Below are 23,286 nucleotides of genomic sequence, written 5' to 3' on the forward strand. Positions count from 1 at the left end.
CATTGTTATAAATGATTAATATTTTAGGACAGTTAATAATTTAATTTTTAATTCATTTTTGAGAATAGAGAAGTCAGGCACTAGTAGTGATTAACTAGTACTGCTATATGAATATCTATGCTGCATACTTATTTGTATATGATTGCTTTGCCGGGATTGCTTATGTCATATTTAAGACCGTAGAGTAGTGTGATTCCGTCAAGAACTTCTTTTAACGAGACTCTGTTATGAAAAGAGCAACTAAGTAATTTTCCCTGTAGTGCATTTTCTTTTATTTCAACATCTACTCCAAAATGCTGTTTGAGCCTCAACTTTAATTCTTTAACATTCGCTTGTTTCATAACGAGTCTGCTTTCCATCCAGGCCGCTGGATCTTTCCAACTTGCCTGTTGTTCATCAAAACGGCCTGTTATTTTGTTGTATACAATCTGCCTGTTTTGTGTAAGCGTGCCTAAAAGCTTATTTTCATTATGAACCTGCACTTTACCATTTCTGACAGATACTGAGCTTTCGTCAAGCTCTTTATAAGCTTTTACATTAAAAGATGTTCCTTTTACAGTGGTTTCTAAATCCTGGGTATGTACAATAAAAGGCTTCTCAGGATTTTTAGCCACTTCAAAAAAAGCTTCACCTTCTTCAAGCCATACTTCCCTTTTTTCTCTATTAAATGAAGCTGTTCTGATGCCAAGCTTTGTATCACTGTTAAGGTAAATTACAGAACCATCTGGCAATGACATATGTTTTCTTTGCCTCGCACCTGACTGGAAATACTCCATTGCAAGTTCTACCTGTTCTTTTGAATCGGTTCGATTTGTACCATCAAAAATGTAGAATGCTGCACCCAGGGATATAAAAAGAATAATAGCAGCGGCTATCTTTCTGTAAGACGGGCGTTTGGATAGTTTGTATACCGGTTTTCTGTTGTCTGATTCAGAGATTAATTGTCTCGCTTCTGCCTGTAATTCCATTTTCATTACTTCAGTAAGTGTCTTTGAATTATGTTTTTTAATCGCTTCCCAAAGCGATAGGCTTACCGTATCAAGATATTGATCTGCCGATGTATCTTTTAAACCTTCCAGCAATTCCGCGAGTGTTTCTTCATTACATTCATTATTTATATACTGTTGAAACAGGAATAATAATCGTGCAGGTGATTGTTTTTTTGCCATAATAGTTGCATTAAATGCATTCTGTTTATTCGTTACAATCTATACACACCGCAAGGCCGTTTATCTATGACGCATTTTTTATGAATTGATGAAAACGTAATATTAGCATCATAATCGTAACACAACCTTAATTTCTATTATATGATGTTTTAATAGGCTACAGGTGAACTTTGCGCTGAAAAAATTATTCTTAACTGCATCTTATAACACGCTAATAATAATCAATCATGCATATTGAAATGAAGAAGAACGAAATAATAAGGGAAGAGAATTTTACTGCACTTAGCGATACAGAACTTTTAGTGCTATTACAGCAGGATTCGGTAACTGCATTTGAAGTCTTATATGTTCGTTACAAGAATAGGCTGCAGTCATTTTGCTTATTCATGCTTAAGTCTCCTACAGTAGCTCAGGATGTAGTGCAGGAAGTCTTTATAAAAGTATGGAGTGCGCGGAAAACCTTAAATACAGATCAGTCTTTCTCTAACTATATTTATACGCTTTCTAAAAATCAATCTCTAAATGAACTGCGTTCTGCAAAGCGAAAGGAAATTATGGAGAATATCCTGATTCGTCAGGAAGAAGCAAGTGAAGCTGAAAATGCCGATACAAAACTTATTATAAAAGAATATCAGGCTCTGTTAGAAGCAGCTATTAACGAACTCTCAGAGCAAAAAAGAAAAATATATGTAATGAGCAGAAATGAAGGAAAGTCGCATAAGGAAATAGCAGAAATTATGCATATATCTCCGCACACCGTCCAAAGTCATATTTCTGACTCACTCCGTTTAATTTCAGATTATTTTTTCCGCCATGCAGATATTGAATTTTATGTTGTCTTTATGGTACTTTCATTACATTCGTGATAAAGCCAAGCCGAGGTGGTTACACTAGGTTAGAAAGAAGAATTATTGGTTAATATCACTAAATACAAGGTGATTACAAAATTTTCAGGCAGCATTATTATCACAACTAACTAACTAACTAACTAACTGTATTGAGGTTAAGTAAGTTGATTACGATGGTGGTATTTGATGAAGATATCTCTATTTATTATCTTTATACAACAGGTCGACTATATATTTTAGGGCTGTTTTTATGGCTTCTTTACCTTTTCCTTTTGAGGGATCAATACCACAAAAGGTGCTATTGCTTGATGATGTATACATATTGAGATAGTAAGACCCTGAAATCAGTATTGCCATGGCAGCCCGAAAATTTTCGGCGTTGTCACCAAAGAACGGATCGGTAATGTTTTTAAGCAGAACCTCGCCATTTAATTCCCGCTGATCGGCAAGATTTTCCAATGATTTTCTTTTCTCAGAAAGCCCCCATAACAAAATTTTTTGAAACTCCCTGTTAGAAGCAACATAATCAAATTGCTCAGTAAGCATCTGTTTCGCAAAATAGTGTCCTCCATCATTTATTTCAAAATTTGCATCTTCTTTCTTTACATTACTCCAAAAATCTACTGATATCAGATATTGGTCTACAAGCTGATCTCTACCTCCAAAATACTTATAAATAAGCTTTTTATCTAAACCTGCTGTTGTAGCAATATCATTAACTTTTAATGCAGCAAAACCTTTCGTACGAAGCAGTTTCCCTACAGCATCGAGAAACTGTTGTTTCGTATTATCCTTATTTCTTACATGTGTCTTTTTGGGCTGCTCTGCCATAAGTAAAAAAATTATTAAACAAAAATAGCTAATAATAAGTCACTATTTGGTGACTTTGCATATATTTGCAGAATCAATCAAAAATCGAACAGTTAAAATTTTATTTATGAAGAAAATCAGAGATAGCTCTGCTTTTTAAAATAACAGGGAGATACTGTAGTATGCTATAGTAAAAACAGCTAATACACAATGAAATCCATATTATTTTTGCTTGCTCTTATTTTCTCTACGTATTGCTTTTCTCAAAAAAAGCTGCCAGTAATAAATTCCTCCTCTAAATTTGCCATAATATTTGAGGAGGGACAGCTGTCAACACGCTGGAACTTAAGTCCGGAGACTAAAATAGATGCTTATACTACTAATAAGCTCACGAAACCTACAGTTATAAAGCTTAAAACCGATGTTGATTCTATTAGTATCACGCTAAAAGAAGGGCAGTATAAAGATTTTATCGTCCTGCTTAACGGCAAAGATTCATGCTATACCCGCTTTCAAAGCCCAAAAGTTAAAGATTACCGTAAACATGTGCCCCAGATACATGACACTATTCCATTTGTTATTAATAAGTATAATACAAATTACATAAAGGTAATTATTAATAAAACGGATACCATAAACCTAAATTTTGATACAGGCGCTACAGAACTTACCATTATAGAAGATGCACTGAAAAATAAGGTGAAAGGAGATATACATTTGTATAATACCCTTCATGATATTGAAATAGGGAAGAGGTTTTACAAAACTAAAATATATGACATTAAGCTGGCAGGTCATGAGGTTGATGGTCTTTTAGGATGGGATATCTTTGATGGTATGGTTGTAGAACTTAATTACGATAAAAATATTATGGTTGTCCATTCCAGACTTCCAAAAGCAGTAAAGCGTGATAAAGGAGCAGTTAAACTGAACATCAGATATTTTAACCATAGATTTTTTATGGAAGCCCAAATAGCTCAAAATGGAACTACAGTGAAAAATTGGTTTCTATTTGATACCGGATACCAAAAAACAATAATGTTGGATAACGACCTGCTGAAACAGGAAAATTTTCCGATAGATAAAATGGAATTTATTAATAAAGTGATTATGCATGGCACAATAGGAAACGAAGTTCCTGTGATTACCTCTAATCTGCATAGCCTAAAAATAGGGAAATATGAATTAAAGAATATCCCGGCACAAATCATGACAACAAGCAAAACCCAATTTGGATCTAATATTCATATTTTGGGCAGCGAAGTACTTAAACGGTTTAATACTTATCTGGATTTCCAAAATAATGCCGTTTATCTTATACCTAATTCTCATTATGACGAACCTTATATTGATAGATCGTAGTAATAAATACTAATTGTAGTTGGACTATCAGATGTGAGCCATTATCTCTATGAATCGCACTTACATATAATTCATAAAAAAATCAATGTTACAAAACATGAAAAAAATAGTAACCCTGCTCTTTATTTTTAATTTATCGCTCCAATTAAATGCTCAAAAAAACGCAACTTCTACGGATAGTATATCCATATTTTATGACAAGCTATTTTCAATATTGAAAAATGAATATGTGCTTAAAGATGAAGTAGATTGGAAGGCAGTTGAAACAGAAACGAATCAGGATTTGATAAAGTACTCTGATTTTAGAAGTTCATTAAATGAAATAGCAATAATATTTAAAAAAATTGCCGCAACGCACTCTAAGGTATTATATAAAAATAAAGAGTACAGTGTCAAGATCAATGTGGACAAAGAAAACTTAAGTGAACAATGGAAAGCAAAATATGTGTCTAACCCTGGTTTTGAAATAAAAGTACTTGACGGAAAGTTTGGTTATATTTTATTGCCTTCAATACGATTTTTAGATACTAGTCCTGGGAATATTCACAAAATAGCGCAGCCACTGTATGATAAGATAGCAGAATTTAAAGACCAAAATAATATTGAAGGATGGATTTTAGATTTGCGATTTAATACTGGTGGGAATTCTTGGCCTATGTTACTTGCTTTATATGATTTTCTAGGAGATAATGAGGTTGGAGGTACAATTGATGTAAATAAAAAAATCGTTAGTAAAATAAAATTATCGAAAGGAAAATATATGGATAATTCTAAAAAACTATCCTACATTAATCCTAAAGGTGCATTGCTTGACAAAGAGAAAGTGGCGGTAGTTACAAGTATGGTGACTGCAAGCTCAGGAGAGGTAACTGCACTAGCATTTAAAGGCAGGCAAAACACTATTTTTATAGGAGAAAAAACACTTGGAATGACAACATCAAATATTGGCAGAGAGTTACCTTTTGATTCATTACTAGTTTTAAGTACAGCTTATGACTGTGATAGAAGTGGAAGTTTTCATGAGCGCATCATTCCTGATATTGTCATTTCTAAACAAGATAGTTTTAATGATCTTTTATCAGACAAAAATATTCTGGAAGCTATAAAATTTATATTAGCAAAGTGATAGTAATACCTTATAGATAAAATTAAAAAACTTTAAATCTTTTCTGATGAATGGAGTTATAAGGCAAATATTGAAGTTATATGTATGCTAAGAAAAAAACAGGAATTGTTATGTTTAAATCATTTTGTAAATTGGATGGTAACTTTAATTCCGATAGGATGTAGCAGAGTTTAAATTATTTTCTTTAGAATTAATAAAAGCCTTGCAATTCTTTTGAATAGGGCTTTCAACTTAAAAAAACTATAACAGTTATTTAAAATATGTGTGTGCTTATCGTTTTATAGAGAAATGTGCTTTAAATTCTTTGCTTATGATGGTTGCTCCAACAGTTTTTGGGCAGGTAAAAAGCAATTTTGATAAAGACGGGCAATTTTAGCTTTTCAGTTTCAGAAATTACGGAACATGCTGAATAGAAAACACTACATTGTTAATTTACATCGATTTAATGTTTTTTAAATTTGCTTTTTGTGTATTGGTGTTTTGTGTTAGTTACTTTCCAATACAGAAAGTAACTTCTCAGCATTTACAGGCCTTTTAGAAAGGCGAGGTACAAATAGGGTACAAATTTTATCGAAATATCGATAAACATCACAAACAAACCAATAGTTTGTATGTCAGAGATGTATAGGAACTTTGGGACTGATTATATTACAAATATATAATTTTACAATATAATTCGAGCCATTTTTGCGACTTTCTAATAGCATTCTGATTGACCGAAGAATAATAAAAATGTACTCGATATCTTAGCACCTTAATTCACGGGCTTTTTCCTATTGAGATATTGCTTATTAACACCTGCTTAGGTTCTGTCACATCTATGAATAAGTTTTACCTTTAGTTTTCTAAATTCTTAATATAATGAACACCAAAGGTCATTGTTATCCTAAATCTATAATTCTGCAGGCAGTATATTTAAAGCTTAGGTTTACTTTAAGCTATCGGGATGTTGAAAAAATAATGAAGATGCGTGGCGTTCAGGTTGATCATGTTACGATCCAGCGTTGGGTATATAAATTTACACCATTTATAGAGTTGCAAATGAAGAAAAGAAAACTTAGAGTAGGGACTAGCTGGAGAATGGATGAAACTTATATCGAAGTTAAAGGGCAGTGGTGTTCTTTGTATAGAGCAGTTGATAAACTGGGGAATACTGTTGATTTTCTGTTGACGAAAAGGAGACAGAGGATAAGTTCCCAATCTTTTCTAATAAAAGCAATCAACAATAATTACAAACCGAGAGTAATTACGATTGATAAAAGTGGTTCCAATACTGGAGCTATCAAGATTTACAATAAGCGTTCGTTCTCTAAAATTAAGATTCGACAATTTAAATATCTCAATAATATTATTGAACAGGATCATCGTTTTATTAAATGGGGGATACAAAACGGTTTGGGCTTTAAAAATTTTGAATCTGCAAAGAGAACTATAAATGGAATTGAAATAGTACACATGTTGAGAAAAAATCAGATGATTAATCCTGGGATAACTATGTTCAAATCATTTTGTAAATTGTCCGTCTAAATTTAGAGTGCTTGAATATCTTGGATCTTTACAAACAGATGCGACAGAACCTAATCTGTACAGCATCTGATTGTAACGAGTGTACTCTGGAATAGTGAGATTGTCCAAATAGGTATGTCTTCTTTGGGTATTGTAGAATGTCTTGATATATTCTGAGATGGATTTTTCGGCTTCCTGTTTGGTCTTATAATTATTTTTATAAATCAATTCTACTTTCAATGTTTTAAAAAAACTTTCACAAACTGCATTGTCCCAACAGTTTCCTTTTCTCGACATACTCCTGATAACTGACTTGTTCTTGCTTATTTCCTGAACAAATTCTTTGCATGTATATTGAATCCCCCTGTCAGAATGGAAAACCAGAGATGAATCGACCTTTATTTGCCTATTAGCAAGAGCCATCTCCAATGCTTTTATGCTGGTTTGTTTTGTTGCAAGGCTGGTAGACAATGCCCAACCGATTACGGTTCTGTCAAAAAGATCAATCACCACCGTGAGGTAGAGCCATCTTAATGACGCATTAATATACGTTATATCCGAAACCCAAACTTCATTTTCATTCTTCGCTGAGAATTCCCTGTCAAGTATGTTTTCGGCAACCGGATATTTGTGGGACGAATTGGTAGTTACTCTGTACTTTTTTTGAAAACAGTTTGAAGCGACGCACTCCTCATCAGTTTTCTGATTAGCTTTTCCGAAGCATGAAAACCTGAAGTCTCCAGTTCTTTTGCAATTCTTGAACTGCCAGTTTTTGCCGGTATAGGCGATGGATAAAATTAGCACCAAAGATCATTGGTACAGTAGTAGAGTAAAGATTACTTATTTTTACGATCCTTATAGCAATAAAAAGTATATTTATATATTAATATCTATCCATGAACATCTTAATTGTAGAAGACCAAAGCGGTATTTTTAGTTTCCTGAAACAAGGTCTTGAAGAAGAGGGATATAGTGTTGATATCGCTGAGGATGGTGCTGCCGGGCTCATTAAAGCAAAAACTGAGGATTATTCTCTTATTCTGTTGGACTGGATGCTGCCAAAAATTACAGGATTAGAGTTATGTATAGAAATACGAAAAACCAATAAACTTACTCCCATAATTTTCCTAACGGCAAAAGATACGCTTGAAGATACTATAAAAGGACTTAATGCTGGAGCAAACGATTATATTAAAAAGCCGTTCAGTTTTGAAGAACTGCTTGCAAGGATCAATGTACAGCTACGCGGCACAACCAACCTTAAAACAGAATATGTTTTGGATACTATTGTGCTTAAGACATTGACGCACCAGATCTTCAATAACGGTCAGGAAATACATCTCACACAAAAAGAATTCCTGTTACTGGAGTATCTTTTAAAAAATAGGGGAAAAATATGTACCAGAGAGGACATTATTAAAAATGTATGGAATATCTACTTTGATTACGATACCAGTATTATTGATGTTTATATGAATGGAATCCGTAAAAAACTCGGATTGCGAAAAGATAATAAACTGATAAAAACAGTTAGAGGGATAGGGTATATAGTCAACGATATCGATTAATTATGAAGATGAAATCATTTAAAAACAGGATATCACTGTACAATCTTTTAGGTATAGCAATTCTCACGATGATTGTTTTTATAAGCATTTATTGGACTGTCTCCTTATCGGTTAATTATGATATCAATGAAAACCTTAACAGGGAAATAAATGTCCACCAGGGTGAGATTTCCGCACGTAATGGTGTTATTTCCTTTGTGCCTGAAGGGGAGTGGGAGGAACCCGAACACCAGTCGGCATTTATGAATCCGGTTTTTGTGGAAATTTATAATGCAAATAAGAAACCTGTAGAGAAATCACCAAACTTGAAAGACATGGGGTTGTCCTTAACCCAGCATGAAGGTAAGGGGGATTTTATTGATACCCATATCGATAGTATTCCTATACGACAGGTACAGACTCCTTTGTTGTATAATGGAAAAACTGTAGGGTATGCCGTAATAGCAATGTCTATTGAATCGGAAACAAGAGTGTTGGAAAACCTGAGACTTAACCTTCTGTTGATCTATCCTGTTTTTTTGCTGGTGCTCTTTTTTGTTACTCGTTTTATTGCTCAGCGCAGTATACAGCCAGCATTAGATATCATCGAAACAACTAAAAATATCACGGATAATAATTTTGATAAAAGGATTACCCTTCCAATACATAAAGATGAACTGTTTGTACTTTCTGTAACTATAAATGAACTGCTCGATCGTGTTGAGAATGCTATAACACGAGAGAAACAGTTTACATCTGATGCTTCACACGAACTGAGAACACCACTTGCTATTATAAAGGGTACACTGGAGATACTGATAAGAAAACCCAGGACTACAGAAGAGTATATTGAAAAAATTAAATATTGCATTGAGGAGGTAAATCGGATCAATAACCTTGTCGATCAATTGCTTATGCTAGCTCGTTTTGAAAGTTATGATAAGACGGTAACATTTAAGGATGTAGCGTTGGATCAGATTATACAGGAAATTCTTGAACGTTATGCTACTAGAATACAAGGCAAGGATTTAAAGATTGTTTTTACTGTAAAAAAGCATTTTTATGTGCTCTCCGATGCCTTGATGCTTTCGATTATTATCGAAAATCTTTTATCGAATGCTATAAAGTATTCTAAAAAGTCAGGGTTAATAACTATAGATCTTAGTCTTTCCGATACGCAAAGTACAATCTGTACCATTACCGATGAAGGCATTGGAATTTCACATAAGGAACTGGATAAAATATACAATCAGTTTTATAGGGCTGAGGCTACGGAACATTCGGAAATTAAAGGTACCGGACTTGGCTTGGCTATAGTGAAAAAGATTGCTTTGCTTTTACATCTAAATTTAGATATTGAAAGTATTAAAGATATAGGAACTAAGGTTATTTTAGAAATAAAGAACCAGCAGTGATAGCTGCCGGTTCTTTTGCTTTTTATCTTATTTGTATTTTATATTGATGCTTACAATATCCGAGTTCAGGTTTGTTGAGCGGCTGTAATGGCCGTATCGTATTTCAAGAACACTGAAATGCTTTATTCCAAAGACACCGTTTGGTGGTGCAAACCTAATGCCCATACCAAAGAAACTGCTATCAAATTTAGACAGATCATAATTGCTGGTATAAAACTCTTCCGATCCGGTATGTTCTTTATAACCATTAAAGTATTTTGCAGCACTTTGGGTATAGTACCTGTAAAAAGGGCTTATTGAAAAGAAAGGCGATAGCTTTACAGGAACTTCAATATCCGCTGTGTGTGATGTTAGTTTCCAGTCATCCGTATAATAGCGGTAGTAGGCCCTTATTATTACATTATCTCCTAAATAGTAACTGCCCCGAACTGCCAGTGGTATCTTGAACCTGCTGTCGGGAAGGTTTTCCTGATGCACACTGCCGTCATTAAAATATACCCTATGGAAAGGAAGGCTCAGGTAGCCCTGCTGCGATACAATATCTGCCTGAAATAATATCTGAAAGTTCTTATTGACAACCTGAGAGTAGCTCAAGGTTCCGGCAAAGGTGTTTCTTCCTTCTGTACCACCATTGCCTATTGTTGGCCGCAATTCTTCAGGATTAATCAGTTTTACCTGATCCAGATAGGTTTGGAACTTGGCCGTAAATTCACCATTTCGATCCTTCGTTTTTTTAGAGTAACTGATATTTCCTCCAAAAGACTGGTAATCAAATTCGGTGGAAGAGGAGAGGCCAACACCGATAGTATTTCCTTTCTGCTCATCTTCCCGGGTATAGCTTACCGAAGGATAAAAACGAATATCAGAATAGGAAGCAGAAGTATTGGCACTAAGGTCAATCATATCCGAAGAGGCAGAGGAATATTGATCTACACCGACTTCAACATCCAGTGTATGTTTTTTCCCTGTTAATCCATACTTGACAAACTTTACATCAAGGCTGTTGGAAATGTCCGTCAATTTTTCAGTGCCTATTCCACCTGTTACAGCAGAGTTATTACCATCCTGTTTGTAATAACTTGATACAAGATTGATTTCATCGAGTTTCAGTTTTTGGGCTTTGTAGGCCGTAGAATCTGCAGGGACTTCATCCTGTGCACTTAAGCGTAGTAACCCCAGCAGGGCAAAACCTGTAATAAATATGCGTTTCATTTACTTTGTTTTATTGATATTAATTACAGCCGCAGCCACCGCCGCTTTTTCCTGAGTTAGCGCCGGATGAACCTTCACGGTACGTTTGAAAACTTAGTTCTGTTTTTTCTACCTTACGGTTACTGAGTGCCATTTCGGCATCATTGATCTTGTTTTTCTGATACTCTTTTACGGAAGTACAAGAAGTGACGGCACTGGCAATAATGATAATAGCACCGTAAATGCAGAAAATGCGTTTCATGTAACTTTTAGTTTAGGTTAATATTTTTGGAGGTATAAATTATATTGTTGTCATCTATTATAATACAATGCAGGTCTGGTATCTGGTCGATCAGATAGAGACCTGCTTTTATACCCATTACAGCTATTGGCGTTGCCATAGCATCGGCAAATTCTGCATTGGGACTAATTACTGTTACACTTTTAATTCCCGATATGGGCAATCCCGTTTTTGGATCGATAGTATGAGAGTATTTTTTACCATCGATCATTATGTATTTTTCATAATTTCCGGAAGTAGCCACTGCTTTTTCAGAAATATCGATATACGAAAATATGTCCTGCGGCCTGTCCGGATTGGATATGCCGATACGCCAGGGTTTACCATCGGGTTGCAGACCCCAGGCGGTAAGATCACCGCTGGCATTAATTATGCCGCTCTTTACATTTTGTTTAAGGAGAAGGGCTTTCGCTTTTTCAGCGGCGTAGCCTTTTCCAATGCCCCCAAAACCAATACGCATCCCTTTTTCTTTTAAGTACACCGTTAGTTGCTCGGGGTCAAGAATTATATTGTTATAATTGATCAGGTGGACCATTTTTAAAGCGTTTTCTTTAGAAGGAAGCCTTTTCATGTTTTTGTCAAAATTCCAAAGACTCTTATCGATGCTGCCGTAAGTGATGTCAAAAGCACCCTGGGTTATTTTTGATATGGCAGTACTTCGCTCAATAAGCTCATATACTTCACGATCTACCTTAACAGGCTGTATGCCTGCATTATCATTGATTAAGCTTGTCTGGCTATCATTACTAAAAGTAGTAAGTAGTTTTTCAATTCTTTTAATTTCCTGAATAGCATTGTCTATATGGTTTTGAGCAATAGCAGTAGTAGCTGCTACCACGGTGATGGTAAAGTTATTCCCCATTAATTTTAAGGACTGAGAATAAGGTTTCATCAATTTTTAAATTATTTGTTTGCTGTACAGATCGCTTTTATTTCCTTTGCCCATTTCTCTACTGGCACTTCCGGTTTTCCCTTCCAGGTTTTTAAAACCTTACCATCCGCATTGAGAAGCAGGGTATAAGGAAAAAGACCTTCTTTATTGTATTTTTCCGCAAGGGCTTCATTTCTTTTTACGAGTTCTGCTGATTGCTGGTTTTTCTTTTTTCTTGGAAAATCGGCATTGACCATAACAAGGTTGCCTTTTGCCATGTCCTGGAATGTGTCACTCTCCAGATAATCCTTTCGGAGCATAATACAGGGGCCACACCAATCGGAGCCTGAGAAATTAAGTAATATCAGCTCATTTTTTTCTTTGGCGGTTTTTTTTGCATTTTCAAAATCCGTTTCCCATTGAAAGGGGATAAGTATTATCAGCAGTAGGGCTATACATTTCATGTTCGTAAGATTTTATAATAAAATAACGCGAATATAGAGACAGGAGTATTATAGAAAACTTAAGATTGGCTTAAGATTAAGCAGTCTGCACGCCAAAAACATAACCTACCAATGCTGAAATACACATAGCAACGGTACCCCAAAGGCAGATGCGGAGTATTGATTTTATTGGATTAGAACCGCCCGCTTTGGCAGCCAATGATCCTGAAACAGCTAAAAACAATATAGCAAATGCATATTGGAAAACAACCATGTATTTAATAGGAGCTACAATAGCCACGGCAAGAGGGGAGTATCCCCCCGGCAATAAATGCAATTGCAGAAGCCATAGCAGCCTGGAACGGTTTGGCCTGTGTCATCTCATTTATACCCAACTCATCATGGGCATGTGTTTTTAAGGCATTATGGTGAGTTAATTGTATGGCTACCTGATGTGCCAGTTCCGGTTCAAGACCTTTTACAATGTAAATCTCAGTTAGTTCCTGTAATTCGGCTTCAGGCATTTCTTCCAACTCTTTCCTTTCCCTTTCCAGACCGGCATGTTCAATGTCGCTTTGTGAACTTACCGACACATATTCTCCGGCAGCCATTGAAAGTGCACCTGCAACGACACCGGCTACCGCTGCCAAAACAATGGGATTCCTTGTATCGCTGGCAGCAGCAATACCAATTACCAAACTTGTTGTAGAGAGGATGCCGTCATTAGCACCCAGAACAGCTGCACGCAGCCAGCCACTTCGGTTGATAAAATGTGTTTCCGGTTTTGTATTCATATCATTTATAGGAATAGATCTATTGTAAAGACAAAAGGCTCTAGTAAAGTTAGGCTATAATCATATTTAAATTACAGGTATTTTATATTTAAGCATTTACATCCTAGTTTTAATTTATACCAAGTATGAATTAGATATGGTTGGCGGGCTACGGATTAAGATAATTTATCTTTGAGCTTAGATAATACATTATTCACAAGGACTATGCTGCATTTTAAAGATAAAAGATTGGTGAAATTCGGAAAGCATATACAGGATTTTCGGCTTAAGCTCGGTTTAGAACCGAATGATATTGCTGAAAATAGCTCCATATCACGTAGGGATCTTCAGGCTATTGAAGAAGGGAATAAGAATTTTGCATTCACAACTTTTTTGGAACTTGCCAAAGGTATAGGTGTAAGCCCAGCAGATTTATTGAATGTAGATCTTGAGGATTAATTTTTCACTAAATACTATTTAGCAATTTTGTTTATCATTCCATTAAAAATAAAATAGTGGAAAGGTAATACTACATACCAGTACAATCGTCCCGCAATTCCTAAAGGGCGAAACGTAGCAGTTTGAATTATTGTATTGTTTTCCATCTTAAATTCCAGCCATGCCTCACCGGGAAGTTTCATCTCGGCATAGAGCAACAGTCTTTTTTCTGTGCGATCAGCATAGATAACACGCCAAAAATCAAGTGATTCGCCCACAGCGATAATCGTTTTGTTTTTTCTGCCCCTTTTAAGGCCAACGCCTCCAAACAGTTTGTCGAGGAATCCCCTGAAACTCCATAACCAATCGGCGTAATACCAACCCGACTCGCCACCTATGGCAAATATTCTTTCAAGTGACACTTCAGGATTTTTAGCGAAAGCTGTTTTTTCATCAATAAATACTCCATATTGAGGTGTATTTATCTGTTTTGATAAGTCCTTGCTTAGGTTAGTATTTCCCATAGCATCTTTCCAACTGGATAGAACAAGATTTTGTTCTATTTTGTCAAATGCTATAAGTATAGCTTCCTTGTAAGGCAGTAAGATAATACCTAATGTTTCCATAAGAGTATTGGGATGCGCTACAACATCAATTTTCATGCTTTCCACTAAATTTTTAGCTAATGGATAGGAAGTTGATGTGACGAAATACAGCCAGTAGGAGGACAGGCGTGGTGTCATAATCGGCACTGTGATTATATACCTTTTCAGCCCTCTTACCTTGGCAAATTCCAATAACATTTGTTTATACGTAAGAATGTCGGGGCCATAGATATCGTAGTGTTGTCCAAAAGTTACTTCTTTGAGTAAAACGCCAGACAAAAATTGAATAACATTACTGATGGCTATAGGCTGGCATTTTGTATTCAGCCATTTTGGTGCGACCATGACAGGAAGTTTTTCTACGAGATCACGTATAATTTCAAATGAAGCACTTCCTGAGCCTACTATAATTCCTGCTCTTAAGGTAGTTAGTGGCTTATTTCCGCTGGCAAGTATATCTTCCACATTTTTTCTTGAAGAAAGATGTTTTGAAAGTTTTTCGTCATTAACAATACCACTCAGGTAAATTATTTGTCTTGCCTTTGTTGTATTGATCGCTTCAACAAAATTCTTTGCCGACTCCTCTTCCATTGCACTAAACTCTCCGTTTGAACTCATTGAATGGACAAGGTAGTAAGCTGCATCAATATCAGCAGGAAAGGACTTAAGGCTTTCTTTGTCCAATAGGTCAGCTTCAATTATGGTGATTAACCCTTTATTGTTGAATCGTTCTGTATCGAATCGTCTTTTGTCCCGTACACAGCAAACCACTTGATGTCCGTCCGAAAGTAAAGCAGGAAGTAAGCGCTGTGCTATATAACCGGTTGCACCTGTAAGTAGTATTTTCATAATTCATCGTATTAGGTAGCCAATAATCACCTTTATAAAAAAGAAGTCTAATTTTTTTATGGCACTAATATACAAGTCTACACTAAAAACAAAGAGGTAGTGTTAACTACCTCTTTTTAACTATAAAGGATAAAACAATAATATTATACTTATAAGCTCAGTTAAACTAATCTTAAATATAATTTGATGTTTTCCCTTAGATCTTGTAATTCTCAGGTTCATTAAAATCATTTACATTATACAATTTGTTATAGTATTAATAATCTATGATATTATTAATACTATCAATAAGCTGAAACAAATGTAGTATAATTACGATAAATTATTTGTTTTAATACGAATTTATTACTATATTTAAGTAGTTATAAATCAATATTTTATGTTTTCATTCAAAAGTATTTTAGACCTTTTAAGAGCATTCCCAAATGAACAAGCTTGTATCTTACATTTAGAACAAGTTCGTTGGAATGGAATAGTTATAAGCCCGTTTGATAGTGCTTCTAAGGTGTATAAGTGTGCAAACAATCGTTACAAGTGTAAAAACACAGGTAAATACTTTAATGTAAGAACTAATACCATTTTTGAAGGAACTAAAATATCATTACAAAACTGGTTTATAGCTATATATCTATTCACTTCTCATAAGAGAAGTATTAGTAGTTATCAATTAGCAAAAGATTTAAATATCACTCAAAAAAGTGCTTGGTTTATATTACAACGTCTTAGATATTCTACTGTTCATAATTCATTTTTAAGAGAATTAACAGGTATTGTAGAAGTTGATGAAACTTTTGTTGGTGGTAAGAATAAAAATAGACATCGTGATAAAAAAGTACCTATGTCACAAGGTCGTAGTTTTAAAGATAAAACACCTGTATTAGGTATGATAGAACGTGGAGGTTTATTAAGAGCAATTGTTATTCCTAATACATCAAGTAAAGCTATACAGCCACTGCTATTGCAAAACATTGAACTAAATTCTAAGCTAATGTCTGATGAATGGAAAGCTTATAAAGGTATGAACAAATATTATCAGCATAAGTTTATAGATCATGGTAAAAAGCAATATCTTAGCGATGATTGTACAACTAATTCAATTGAGAATTTCTGGTCACATTTTAAAAGAAGTATTATAGGAGTATATTATCACACATCACGGAAACATTTACAACAATATGTAAATGAATCTGTGTTTAGATATAATACTAAATCTAATCAAACTGATACAAGATTTAATATGTTATTAGAAACAACAAATGGTAAAAGATTAACTTATAAATCATTGATTAATGGTAAAGGAAGTATATAATGAATTAAAGCAAGAGTTCAAGAATAAAACTCATAACGAGTCTTTATTTGATGATTTCTGTTATAAGTACATTATTGAAGCTGTAGAAGATAAAGACTTATTAGAAGTGCTTAATAAACATAATAAAGATATATCTAAAGTAAAGACTCTAGATTATTTTGATAATGAAAAAATACTAACAAGAGCTATAAAAATCAATACTTTGTTAGAAGTATCAAAAGATTTTAATGAATTTCAAAAATTGGTTAATATTATTAAACCTGAGAAAAGTACAGATACTGTTGAGTTTGATAAAGTATTAATTGAATTAATTAAAACTAAAAAAGAATAATTTCTACTCTTTAATTATTTCAAAATTTTTGTATTTAAATATGCAATAATTTTCATTATCTATAGTCATTATTTGATATTTAGAAGCATTAACTGCAATTATTGTAGGTAAAGATTCATTTTCATATTTCATTATTAAAAATGATCTAGTTCCATCCTCTTTTTTTTCCTCTCTATAATAATGAAATGTATTTATAACATATTCATGTGTAGAATAATTATAAGATTTCATTTCGATATCTTGTAATTTAAGTCTAAAAGTAAATGTAATATCAATTTCATGATTGGTAATTGTATTATCGTTTATAGGGCTTATCCCTAAACTATAACATTTAAATGCTATATCATTTTGAGAAACAGAGATAAAAGGAATTAATAAGAATAAGTAAAATAATTTCATAAGATTTAAGTAATCACTTAAACCCTAGTGAATATTAGTTAATAAAAAAGCGTGGGTTTATAACCATACCTGCATTCGAGGTTCTGGACAAACCCTACGCCAAGATAAGTTATACCCACGCCAAGGCATGAGCATAGTCTTATTATCTTTTGGCGTATTTGTGAATTGTCCAGATTCCGAATACCATGATAATAGCTAACGCTACAAATATTTTCAATTACAAATATATACAATCTGAGAATAACTTTTTTAGCTAGTGCTTTCAGCAGCTAAAAGTTATTTCCCATATTGTTATAAACAAAAAAGAGCAAGTGTTAGTTGCTCTTAGTTCTTTTAACTTACATAAAAGAGAAACTATTAATAAAAGAATAATAAAAGTAATTTTTAGAACTTTTAATATCTTCATTATAGTTTTATACTTCGGAAATTTCCTTAGTATTTTCATAGTCTTGTAAAAACTAAAATTAATATCTTGTTTATCCACGAAGGATTTATTCGATACTTTTATGTAAGTTTTTAAAGAGCTAAAGTAAGAAAACTAAATCAAATAAATATTAACAAGTGTAAAACACAAAGCAAGTTTGTGTAAAATGGTATATTAATGCCTTTTTTATAAAGAAATAGGAGTCTATAAATGTACTTAAAATAAAGTATAATAGTACATTGGGTTCTGTCGCATCTAAGAATGAGTGTTACCTTTATTCTTCTAAATTCATAATGTAATGAAAACCAAAGGTCATTGTTATCCAAAAACTATAATTCTTCAAGCTGTGTATTTCAAATTAAGATTTACCTAACGAAGCAAGCTTAAAAGACCTTATTGCCACTGCAAAAAAGGTAAAGGAGATATTAGATGGTGTAGGAATAAAAGGTTATTTAAAAACTTCAGGAGGCAAAGGGCTTCACGTATTTATTCCCATACAACCAAAATATACTTATGATCAGAGTAGAGAATTTTCGCATATAATAAGTCAGGCTGTGAATAATGCATTACCAAAAATTACGAGTTTAGAAAGGAGTCCTGCAAAACGTAAAGGGAAAATATATTTGGATTTTTTACAAAATGGCAAAGGGAAAACTATGGCTTGCGCATATTCCTTACGACCAAGAGAAGGAGCCACCGTTAGTACACCATTAGAATGGGATGAGCTGACAGCTGCATTCGATATAAAAAATTATACTATAAAGACAGTTCCTGAAAGAGTAAAGGTGAAAGGTGACTTATGGGAAAATTTCTTTAATGATGCAGTAGATTTGAAGACTATTTTAGATAAGTTCAAATAAAATGGATAGGGTATCAACTCATTAAGTACTGAAAAAATATGCTCTCGAAAATTCGAATATTGTATTTGTTACACTGGTGAATCACTAATACTTGATTTATCATCAGCCAGTAAAATAGCCCTTATTCGATCAATGTGAACCTGCGACATTTTGGCCCTTTCAGTGGCAGAACGTGCAGTAGCACCTTTTTGTTCTTTTCCAATAGTGGTCAGAAGATTTCTTCTTTCTTCAAACATGCGTAATGCAGTCCACATCGTTTCTTCAATTTTCATAGTTTGTTCTGCCAATAGAGTTTCGGCTGTATAAGCATGTCCTGTGTGACATCGATACCGCATCCCTGGCCCTTTGTCCATTTTCCACAATACGCCGCCACATCCCGGACAGTTAAACGGTACTTGTTCCCCAAGCGAATTGACCGAAGGTAAATCACTTAGTACGCGTTCAGCAATTTTTACTTCCTTCAATATATCGTCTGGAATCGGATGTGCTTTCCCCAGGTTATTTGCCATGAGTTGGGAAAGTGCACCACCCATTTCCGCTATCGGTATACAATAATCTGGTTTCAATTGATTTAGTGCGTTGTTGGGCATATCAGGATAATCAGCATCAGTCGGGTCTTGGATAATGCATGTTCCTCCACATCTTTGAATTGCAATCAGTCCCGACGTACCGTCATCAAGATATCCCGTTAAAAGAATTCCAATTGTATTGTTCCCAAAGGAAACAGCTGCCGATCTAAATAAAGGGTCAATTGCCGGACGGGAACGATTTTCCTGCGCGCCTTTTGTCACAAGCAGATTGCCATCTTTTTCAATCATTAGATGGTGATCGGATGGAGCTAGATAAATATAACCTGATTTGACACGTTCTCCTTCTTTGGCATGGATACATTTAAGTTTTCCAATTTTATTTAATTCATTCAGTAATGCATCTCCGGAAGCGTCCGCAGAGATGTGCTGTACAATTAGAAGAGGTGCAGGGAAATTTTCAGGAAGCTGCTCAACCAAAGCTTTGAGTGCTTTCATTCCACCCGCCGAAGTTCCCACTACTACTATTTGTTCTACATTTTTAACTAATGTTTTCATATCTACGAAATTAAGGTATAAAAACATGTAATAGGATAATTTCTAAATCAAATACTGATTACCAGTGAAAAATCTTCTTGCATTTTGTAAGTGATAACATTTATATTTAATTAATTCGTGGAGCAGCCGGGTTGGTAGCATCAATAATCCGTATTATATTATTTTCGATCTCGATCCTAACGAAGCAAGCTTAAAAGACCTTATTGCCACTGCAAAAAAGGTCAAGGAGATATAGAAATAAAAGGTTATTTAAAAACTTCAGGAGGCAAAGGGCTTCACGTATTTATTCCCATACAACCAAAATATACTTATGATCAGACAAGAGAATTTTCGCATATAATAAGTCAGGCAGTAAATAATGCATTACCAAAAATTACGAGTTTAGAAAGGAGTCCTGCAAAACGTAATGGGAAAATATATTTGGATTTTTTACAAAATGGCAAAGGGAAAACTATGGCTTGCGCATATTCCTTACGACCAAGAGAAGGAGCCACCGTTAGTACACCATTAGAATGGGATGAGCTGACAGCTGCATTCGATATAAAAAATTATACTATAAAGACAGTTCCTGAAAGAGTAAAGGTGAAAGGTGACTTATGGGAAAATTTCTTTATTGATGCAGTAGATTTGAAGACTATTTTAGATAAAATCAAACAAACTGGATAGGGTATCAACTCATTTAGTACTGAAAAAATATGCTTTTAAGGAGATCTTGAGTGTACCACAAACTGTGTCAGCAGCGTTAAGGAATTAGACACAATAAAGTTATTAGTTAAGATTGTTCTTCACCACTAAAGTGGTGAAGAATCACTGTTAGTGATATATGTACTGAGATTCTTTGTTGAAAATTACGAATCCATTATAGGCTTTACACGGACTGATCGATATAAATGATGCATGTTTTCGAATAAAATATTACCTATCTTTAACAAAGAAACGTGAAGCGTTATTTTAATCTGTGAAAAACTGGCTTCTATGAAATTTAGCAATGGCTTTAATATATTTTGGATAATCTATTTTTTGTTTTTTGCGATTGGACTGCCACTCATTCTCCATTATGCAGGAGATCATCATCAAAGCGATTTTGAGATGACTAATACATCTGTCAGCAAAGCATTCATTTTACTTGGCGTGGGCACGGCACTTTGGTTCATCGTATTTATTTATTACATCAAGAAATTTTTGGTTAATCTTGCTTTGAAAAAAAATGGCACTATAGTGCTTAATGTGGTTGGGCTGCTACTACTGATTGCTTTGGCAGCAGGAATATTGTTTTATGCCTATATAAATGAAAGCCGTGGTTATGGTTGGCGGTATCTGTATTTTTGGCATCCTTACATCTTTATTCCCGGCTCTTTTATTTTTTACTCAGTTCTTTTTTTTGACATCACCAAGAGTCTTTTTTCAAAATTTAAAGCAAATCCTTAAAACCATATTTGTTACTTTTCGGGGGATTTTAATCAGTTAAGATATGCATGCCGTAGGATATTGCAACATAAAGAATCATGAAAAAAGTGAAGTCTGGCAGTCAGACTTCACTTTTTTAAAAGCACAACTTCACTTTTATATCCCGGATGGTAGAATGGTGTATATTTTATATATCCAAAATCCTGAAGTTCCTTAAAGTACTTATGGTAAGTAGGCAGGGTAGATACATGAGATAAAGCCATAATTTTACTCCTGCTGACCTTAATCACACTTTTGTGACCGTGCCTGTATCCCAGTTGCAGAATTGCCATAAAAAACGCAATATTTTTTCTTTTTTGGATTTTATCATTTTCAAATTCCTGTTTAAGAATTTTACATTTTGCTGCTGGAATTACGCTTGCAAAAAGGAGCTTGGAATATAGAGGATTTTCAACTTAAAAAAACTCTGTTTGCTTATCGTTTTAAAGAGAATGTGAAAGGAATACTAAAGTTCCTAAAAATGGTTTTAATTCTTTGTAAATTCATTCTGAACCTATTATTCAATAATGGATTATAGTTTTTTCCACATAATAAAACAAGATTTATGAAAGCTATTTGGAAAGGAAGCATAAGTTTTGGATTAGTTAATATTCCAATACGTTTATACAGTGACACCGTTGAACATCGCCTATCATTAGATATGATACGTCAAAAAGATAAGTGCCCTATACAATATGTTCGGGTATGTAAAAAAGATGGTAAAGAAACGCCTTGGGATGATATCGCAAAAGGTTATCGTAAAGAAAATGGCGATTATGTTATTTTAGATAAAAGTGATTTTGCTAAGGTAGCACCAGAAAAAACGCAGACCGTAGACATTTTTGAGTTTATTAAAGAGGAAGAGATACCGTCGAAATATCTTGAAAAACCCTATTTGGTTGAACCAGCAAAAGAAGCTAAGAAAGTATATGCTTTACTTAGGGAAGCTTTGCGTAAATCGGAAAAAGTGGGCAAAATGCCTTGTATCCCGGATATACGCTTTTTCAATTCAGAGCATTTGAGTACTTAGAGCACCCTGTGCTCGGTAAACACTTGGTGGAAATTTCCAAAGCTGTTCTGGCTATTAATGATAAATTAGTACAAGAAATATTTGGTTCCCCTGACGATATGAAACTTCATTCCAGTATGACCCTTTTTGGGCAGGTTGAAAATACTGATCCTGTATTCGCAGAGGTTTTGAATAAATATTTCGGCGGATTATTCGATAGCAGTACACTACAGATCATTGAAAAAAATGCAGAAGATGATTCGATTTAATGACACCGGGCTATTTTTTCAGTGAATGGGGCGGGAAGTATTGAGGTAGAAATACTGTTAATTGATAATTTCTTTAGACGTTAGGATTTTGATTATTATTATCGCTTAACCGGACTTCTGCTTACGTTAAAGTTTTATAGTAGCCACTTATATTCCGATGGAAATTATTAATTTCATAGATCACTTTCATAGGATACTAAATCATACACAATGAACTACGAAATATTATTTATTCAGGGTGCAGGGAGTGTGACTACAGAACAGGAGCAAGTAATTGTAGACGCGCTAAGAATAAAACTTGGTGATCAGTTTACGATAATATATCCTCATATGCCGGATGCCGATACGCCAAGTTATTCAGCTTGGGAAGCGGTTTTAACAACGAATCTCAAAAATTTATCGGGGAAAGTAATTCTACTTGGCCATTCCTTAGGAGCCTCTATTATATTAAAGCATTTTTCAAAAGAACCGGTTCCTGATCGCGTATTAGGAATGATCTTATTTGGTGTTCCCTATTGGAAAGACCAGGACTGGGATGTTTCAGAATATGTAATAGAGGATGATTTTATAGGTAACCTTAGCATGCTGGACAATATTTATTTATATCACTCAATCGATGATGATGTGATCCCTGCTAACCAATTTACATCCTACCGGAAAATAATTCCGAAGGTACATTGGAGGGTATTGTCAGGTACAGACCATTCTTATCACGGTGCAATTCCGAATATGATTAATGACATACAGGAATTGATTTCTAAAACGCAGTAAGGCGTAACAATGGCAGCCTCGCTAAATATGGCGTAAATTGACCCATCAAAGTAGTATTAACCCATGTTCAGTATCACTTTTGATCAGCTAATAGAGTTAAGTGCCAATTATCTGCCTAAATTTATAGAG

At 34.3% G+C, this 23,286-nt stretch carries 24 protein-coding genes and 3 pseudogenes; 15 read left to right on the plus strand and 12 right to left on the minus strand.

All coding sequences use genetic code 11. The annotated features are described in order from the left end of the window. Nucleotides 1-128 precede the first annotated feature (128 nt). Entirely contained in the window at nucleotides 129-1,169 is a 1,041-nt protein-coding gene (locus EPI11_RS18280; RefSeq protein ID WP_128391436.1) for a FecR family protein, read from the minus strand. 239 nt (nucleotides 1,170-1,408) lie between these two features. On the opposite strand from EPI11_RS18280, the gene EPI11_RS18285 reads away from it, so the two are divergent. Beyond that, nucleotides 1,409-2,035 (plus strand): RNA polymerase sigma factor, encoded by a 627-nt coding sequence (locus EPI11_RS18285; protein ID WP_164879214.1) that lies wholly within the window; start codon nucleotides 1,409-1,411, stop codon nucleotides 2,033-2,035. Between the two features lie 180 nt (nucleotides 2,036-2,215). Here the strand turns inward: EPI11_RS18285 and EPI11_RS18290 are convergent, their stop codons facing one another. After that, nucleotides 2,216-2,848 carry a TetR/AcrR family transcriptional regulator gene (locus EPI11_RS18290; RefSeq protein WP_128391438.1) on the minus strand — a complete coding sequence of 211 codons (633 nt, stop codon included), beginning with the start codon at nucleotides 2,846-2,848 and terminating at the stop codon, nucleotides 2,216-2,218. A 189-nt stretch (nucleotides 2,849-3,037) separates the two neighbouring features. On the opposite strand from EPI11_RS18290, the gene EPI11_RS18295 reads away from it, so the two are divergent. The 3 genes from EPI11_RS18295 to EPI11_RS18305 all read left to right on the plus strand — a co-directional run bounded on the left by EPI11_RS18295 (nucleotide 3,038) and on the right by EPI11_RS18305 (nucleotide 6,842). After that, entirely contained in the window at nucleotides 3,038-4,189 is a 1,152-nt protein-coding gene (locus EPI11_RS18295) for an aspartyl protease family protein (RefSeq protein ID WP_128391439.1), read from the plus strand. A gap of 97 nt (nucleotides 4,190-4,286) precedes the next feature. Then, complete coding sequence (locus EPI11_RS18300; protein WP_128391440.1) at nucleotides 4,287-5,315, plus strand: S41 family peptidase; 1,029 nt, start codon at nucleotides 4,287-4,289, stop codon at nucleotides 5,313-5,315. An 861-nt stretch (nucleotides 5,316-6,176) separates the two neighbouring features. After that, nucleotides 6,177-6,842, plus strand: a complete 666-nt coding sequence (locus tag EPI11_RS18305) for an IS6 family transposase (RefSeq protein WP_128391441.1) — start codon at nucleotides 6,177-6,179, stop codon at nucleotides 6,840-6,842. On the opposite strand, the gene EPI11_RS18310 is transcribed toward EPI11_RS18305, so the two are convergent. Further along, complete coding sequence (locus tag EPI11_RS18310; protein ID WP_241657654.1) at nucleotides 6,819-7,625, minus strand: IS3 family transposase; 807 nt, start codon at nucleotides 7,623-7,625, stop codon at nucleotides 6,819-6,821. The genes EPI11_RS18305 and EPI11_RS18310 overlap by 24 nt on opposite strands. A gap of 92 nt (nucleotides 7,626-7,717) precedes the next feature. Between EPI11_RS18310 and EPI11_RS18315 the strand changes: the two genes are divergently transcribed. Both EPI11_RS18315 and EPI11_RS18320 read left to right on the plus strand, forming a co-directional pair. After that, the gene (locus EPI11_RS18315; protein WP_128391443.1) at nucleotides 7,718-8,389 is read left to right on the plus strand and encodes a response regulator transcription factor; all 672 of its coding nucleotides are present in this window, start codon (nucleotides 7,718-7,720) and stop codon (nucleotides 8,387-8,389) included. A gap of 8 nt (nucleotides 8,390-8,397) precedes the next feature. After that, on the plus strand, nucleotides 8,398-9,783 hold the full coding sequence (locus EPI11_RS18320; RefSeq protein WP_164879215.1) for a sensor histidine kinase: 1,386 nt from the start codon (nucleotides 8,398-8,400) through the stop codon (nucleotides 9,781-9,783). A gap of 27 nt (nucleotides 9,784-9,810) precedes the next feature. On the opposite strand, the gene EPI11_RS18325 is transcribed toward EPI11_RS18320, so the two are convergent. From EPI11_RS18325 to EPI11_RS18345, 5 genes and pseudogenes are all read right to left on the minus strand, one after another. After that, nucleotides 9,811-10,995 (minus strand): DUF3570 domain-containing protein, encoded by a 1,185-nt coding sequence (locus tag EPI11_RS18325; protein WP_128391445.1) that lies wholly within the window; start codon nucleotides 10,993-10,995, stop codon nucleotides 9,811-9,813. Nucleotides 10,996-11,014: 19 nt separating this feature from the next. Beyond that, a complete protein-coding gene (locus EPI11_RS18330) occupies nucleotides 11,015-11,236 on the minus strand; it encodes a DUF4266 domain-containing protein (protein ID WP_128391446.1) in 222 nt (73 codons plus the stop codon). 7 nt (nucleotides 11,237-11,243) lie between these two features. Next, complete coding sequence (locus EPI11_RS18335; protein ID WP_206619143.1) at nucleotides 11,244-12,167, minus strand: FAD:protein FMN transferase; 924 nt, start codon at nucleotides 12,165-12,167, stop codon at nucleotides 11,244-11,246. A gap of 11 nt (nucleotides 12,168-12,178) precedes the next feature. Further along, entirely contained in the window at nucleotides 12,179-12,610 is a 432-nt protein-coding gene (locus tag EPI11_RS18340) for a thioredoxin family protein (protein ID WP_128391448.1), read from the minus strand. A gap of 76 nt (nucleotides 12,611-12,686) precedes the next feature. Then, nucleotides 12,687-13,383, minus strand: a pseudogene (locus EPI11_RS18345) (VIT1/CCC1 transporter family protein). Between the two features lie 204 nt (nucleotides 13,384-13,587). On the opposite strand from EPI11_RS18345, the gene EPI11_RS18350 reads away from it, so the two are divergent. After that, nucleotides 13,588-13,821 (plus strand): helix-turn-helix domain-containing protein, encoded by a 234-nt coding sequence (locus EPI11_RS18350; RefSeq protein WP_128391449.1) that lies wholly within the window; start codon nucleotides 13,588-13,590, stop codon nucleotides 13,819-13,821. A 14-nt stretch (nucleotides 13,822-13,835) separates the two neighbouring features. On the opposite strand, the gene EPI11_RS18355 is transcribed toward EPI11_RS18350, so the two are convergent. Next, nucleotides 13,836-15,254, minus strand: a complete 1,419-nt coding sequence (locus tag EPI11_RS18355; protein WP_128391450.1) for an SDR family oxidoreductase — start codon at nucleotides 15,252-15,254, stop codon at nucleotides 13,836-13,838. A gap of 379 nt (nucleotides 15,255-15,633) precedes the next feature. On the opposite strand from EPI11_RS18355, the gene EPI11_RS18360 reads away from it, so the two are divergent. Beyond that, entirely contained in the window at nucleotides 15,634-16,563 is a 930-nt protein-coding gene (locus EPI11_RS18360) for an IS1595 family transposase (protein ID WP_128391451.1), read from the plus strand. Continuing rightward, a complete protein-coding gene (locus EPI11_RS18365; protein ID WP_128391452.1) occupies nucleotides 16,544-16,894 on the plus strand; it encodes a hypothetical protein in 351 nt (116 codons plus the stop codon). The genes EPI11_RS18360 and EPI11_RS18365 overlap by 20 nt, the downstream gene beginning before the upstream one ends. A gap of 3 nt (nucleotides 16,895-16,897) precedes the next feature. On the opposite strand, the gene EPI11_RS18370 is transcribed toward EPI11_RS18365, so the two are convergent. Then, nucleotides 16,898-17,293, minus strand: coding sequence for a hypothetical protein (locus tag EPI11_RS18370; protein WP_128391453.1), 396 nt, complete (start codon nucleotides 17,291-17,293; stop codon nucleotides 16,898-16,900). An 804-nt stretch (nucleotides 17,294-18,097) separates the two neighbouring features. On the opposite strand from EPI11_RS18370, the pseudogene ligD (EPI11_RS19290) reads away from it, so the two are divergent. Then, nucleotides 18,098-18,577, plus strand: a pseudogene (ligD, locus tag EPI11_RS19290) (non-homologous end-joining DNA ligase LigD); the annotation flags it as partial. Nucleotides 18,578-18,645: 68 nt separating this feature from the next. Here the strand turns inward: ligD (EPI11_RS19290) and EPI11_RS18380 are convergent. After that, nucleotides 18,646-19,662 carry a chemotaxis protein CheB gene (locus EPI11_RS18380; protein WP_128391455.1) on the minus strand — a complete coding sequence of 339 codons (1,017 nt, stop codon included), beginning with the start codon at nucleotides 19,660-19,662 and terminating at the stop codon, nucleotides 18,646-18,648. A 160-nt stretch (nucleotides 19,663-19,822) separates the two neighbouring features. Here EPI11_RS18380 and ligD (EPI11_RS19295) point away from each other — a divergent pair. Beyond that, nucleotides 19,823-20,328, plus strand: a pseudogene (ligD, locus tag EPI11_RS19295) (non-homologous end-joining DNA ligase LigD). Nucleotides 20,329-20,637: 309 nt separating this feature from the next. After that, nucleotides 20,638-21,090, plus strand: a complete 453-nt coding sequence (locus EPI11_RS18390) for a hypothetical protein (protein WP_128391457.1) — start codon at nucleotides 20,638-20,640, stop codon at nucleotides 21,088-21,090. 107 nt (nucleotides 21,091-21,197) lie between these two features. Here EPI11_RS18390 and EPI11_RS18395 read toward each other — a convergent pair whose 3' ends face one another. Further along, complete coding sequence (locus EPI11_RS18395; protein ID WP_128391458.1) at nucleotides 21,198-21,401, minus strand: hypothetical protein; 204 nt, start codon at nucleotides 21,399-21,401, stop codon at nucleotides 21,198-21,200. Nucleotides 21,402-21,673: 272 nt separating this feature from the next. On the opposite strand from EPI11_RS18395, the gene ku reads away from it, so the two are divergent. From ku to EPI11_RS18410, 3 genes are all read left to right on the plus strand, one after another. Continuing rightward, the gene (gene ku / locus EPI11_RS18400) at nucleotides 21,674-22,138 is read left to right on the plus strand and encodes a non-homologous end joining protein Ku (RefSeq protein ID WP_128391459.1); all 465 of its coding nucleotides are present in this window, start codon (nucleotides 21,674-21,676) and stop codon (nucleotides 22,136-22,138) included. Between the two features lie 26 nt (nucleotides 22,139-22,164). Further along, nucleotides 22,165-22,386 (plus strand): DUF1810 family protein, encoded by a 222-nt coding sequence (locus EPI11_RS18405; RefSeq protein WP_241657655.1) that lies wholly within the window; start codon nucleotides 22,165-22,167, stop codon nucleotides 22,384-22,386. Nucleotides 22,387-22,596: 210 nt separating this feature from the next. After that, a complete protein-coding gene (locus tag EPI11_RS18410) occupies nucleotides 22,597-23,157 on the plus strand; it encodes an alpha/beta hydrolase (protein ID WP_128391461.1) in 561 nt (186 codons plus the stop codon). The last annotated feature ends 129 nt before the right edge of the window (nucleotides 23,158-23,286 follow it).

This window comes from Flavobacterium cerinum, assembly GCF_004028155.1.
Taxonomy (GTDB): domain Bacteria; phylum Bacteroidota; class Bacteroidia; order Flavobacteriales; family Flavobacteriaceae; genus Flavobacterium; species Flavobacterium cerinum.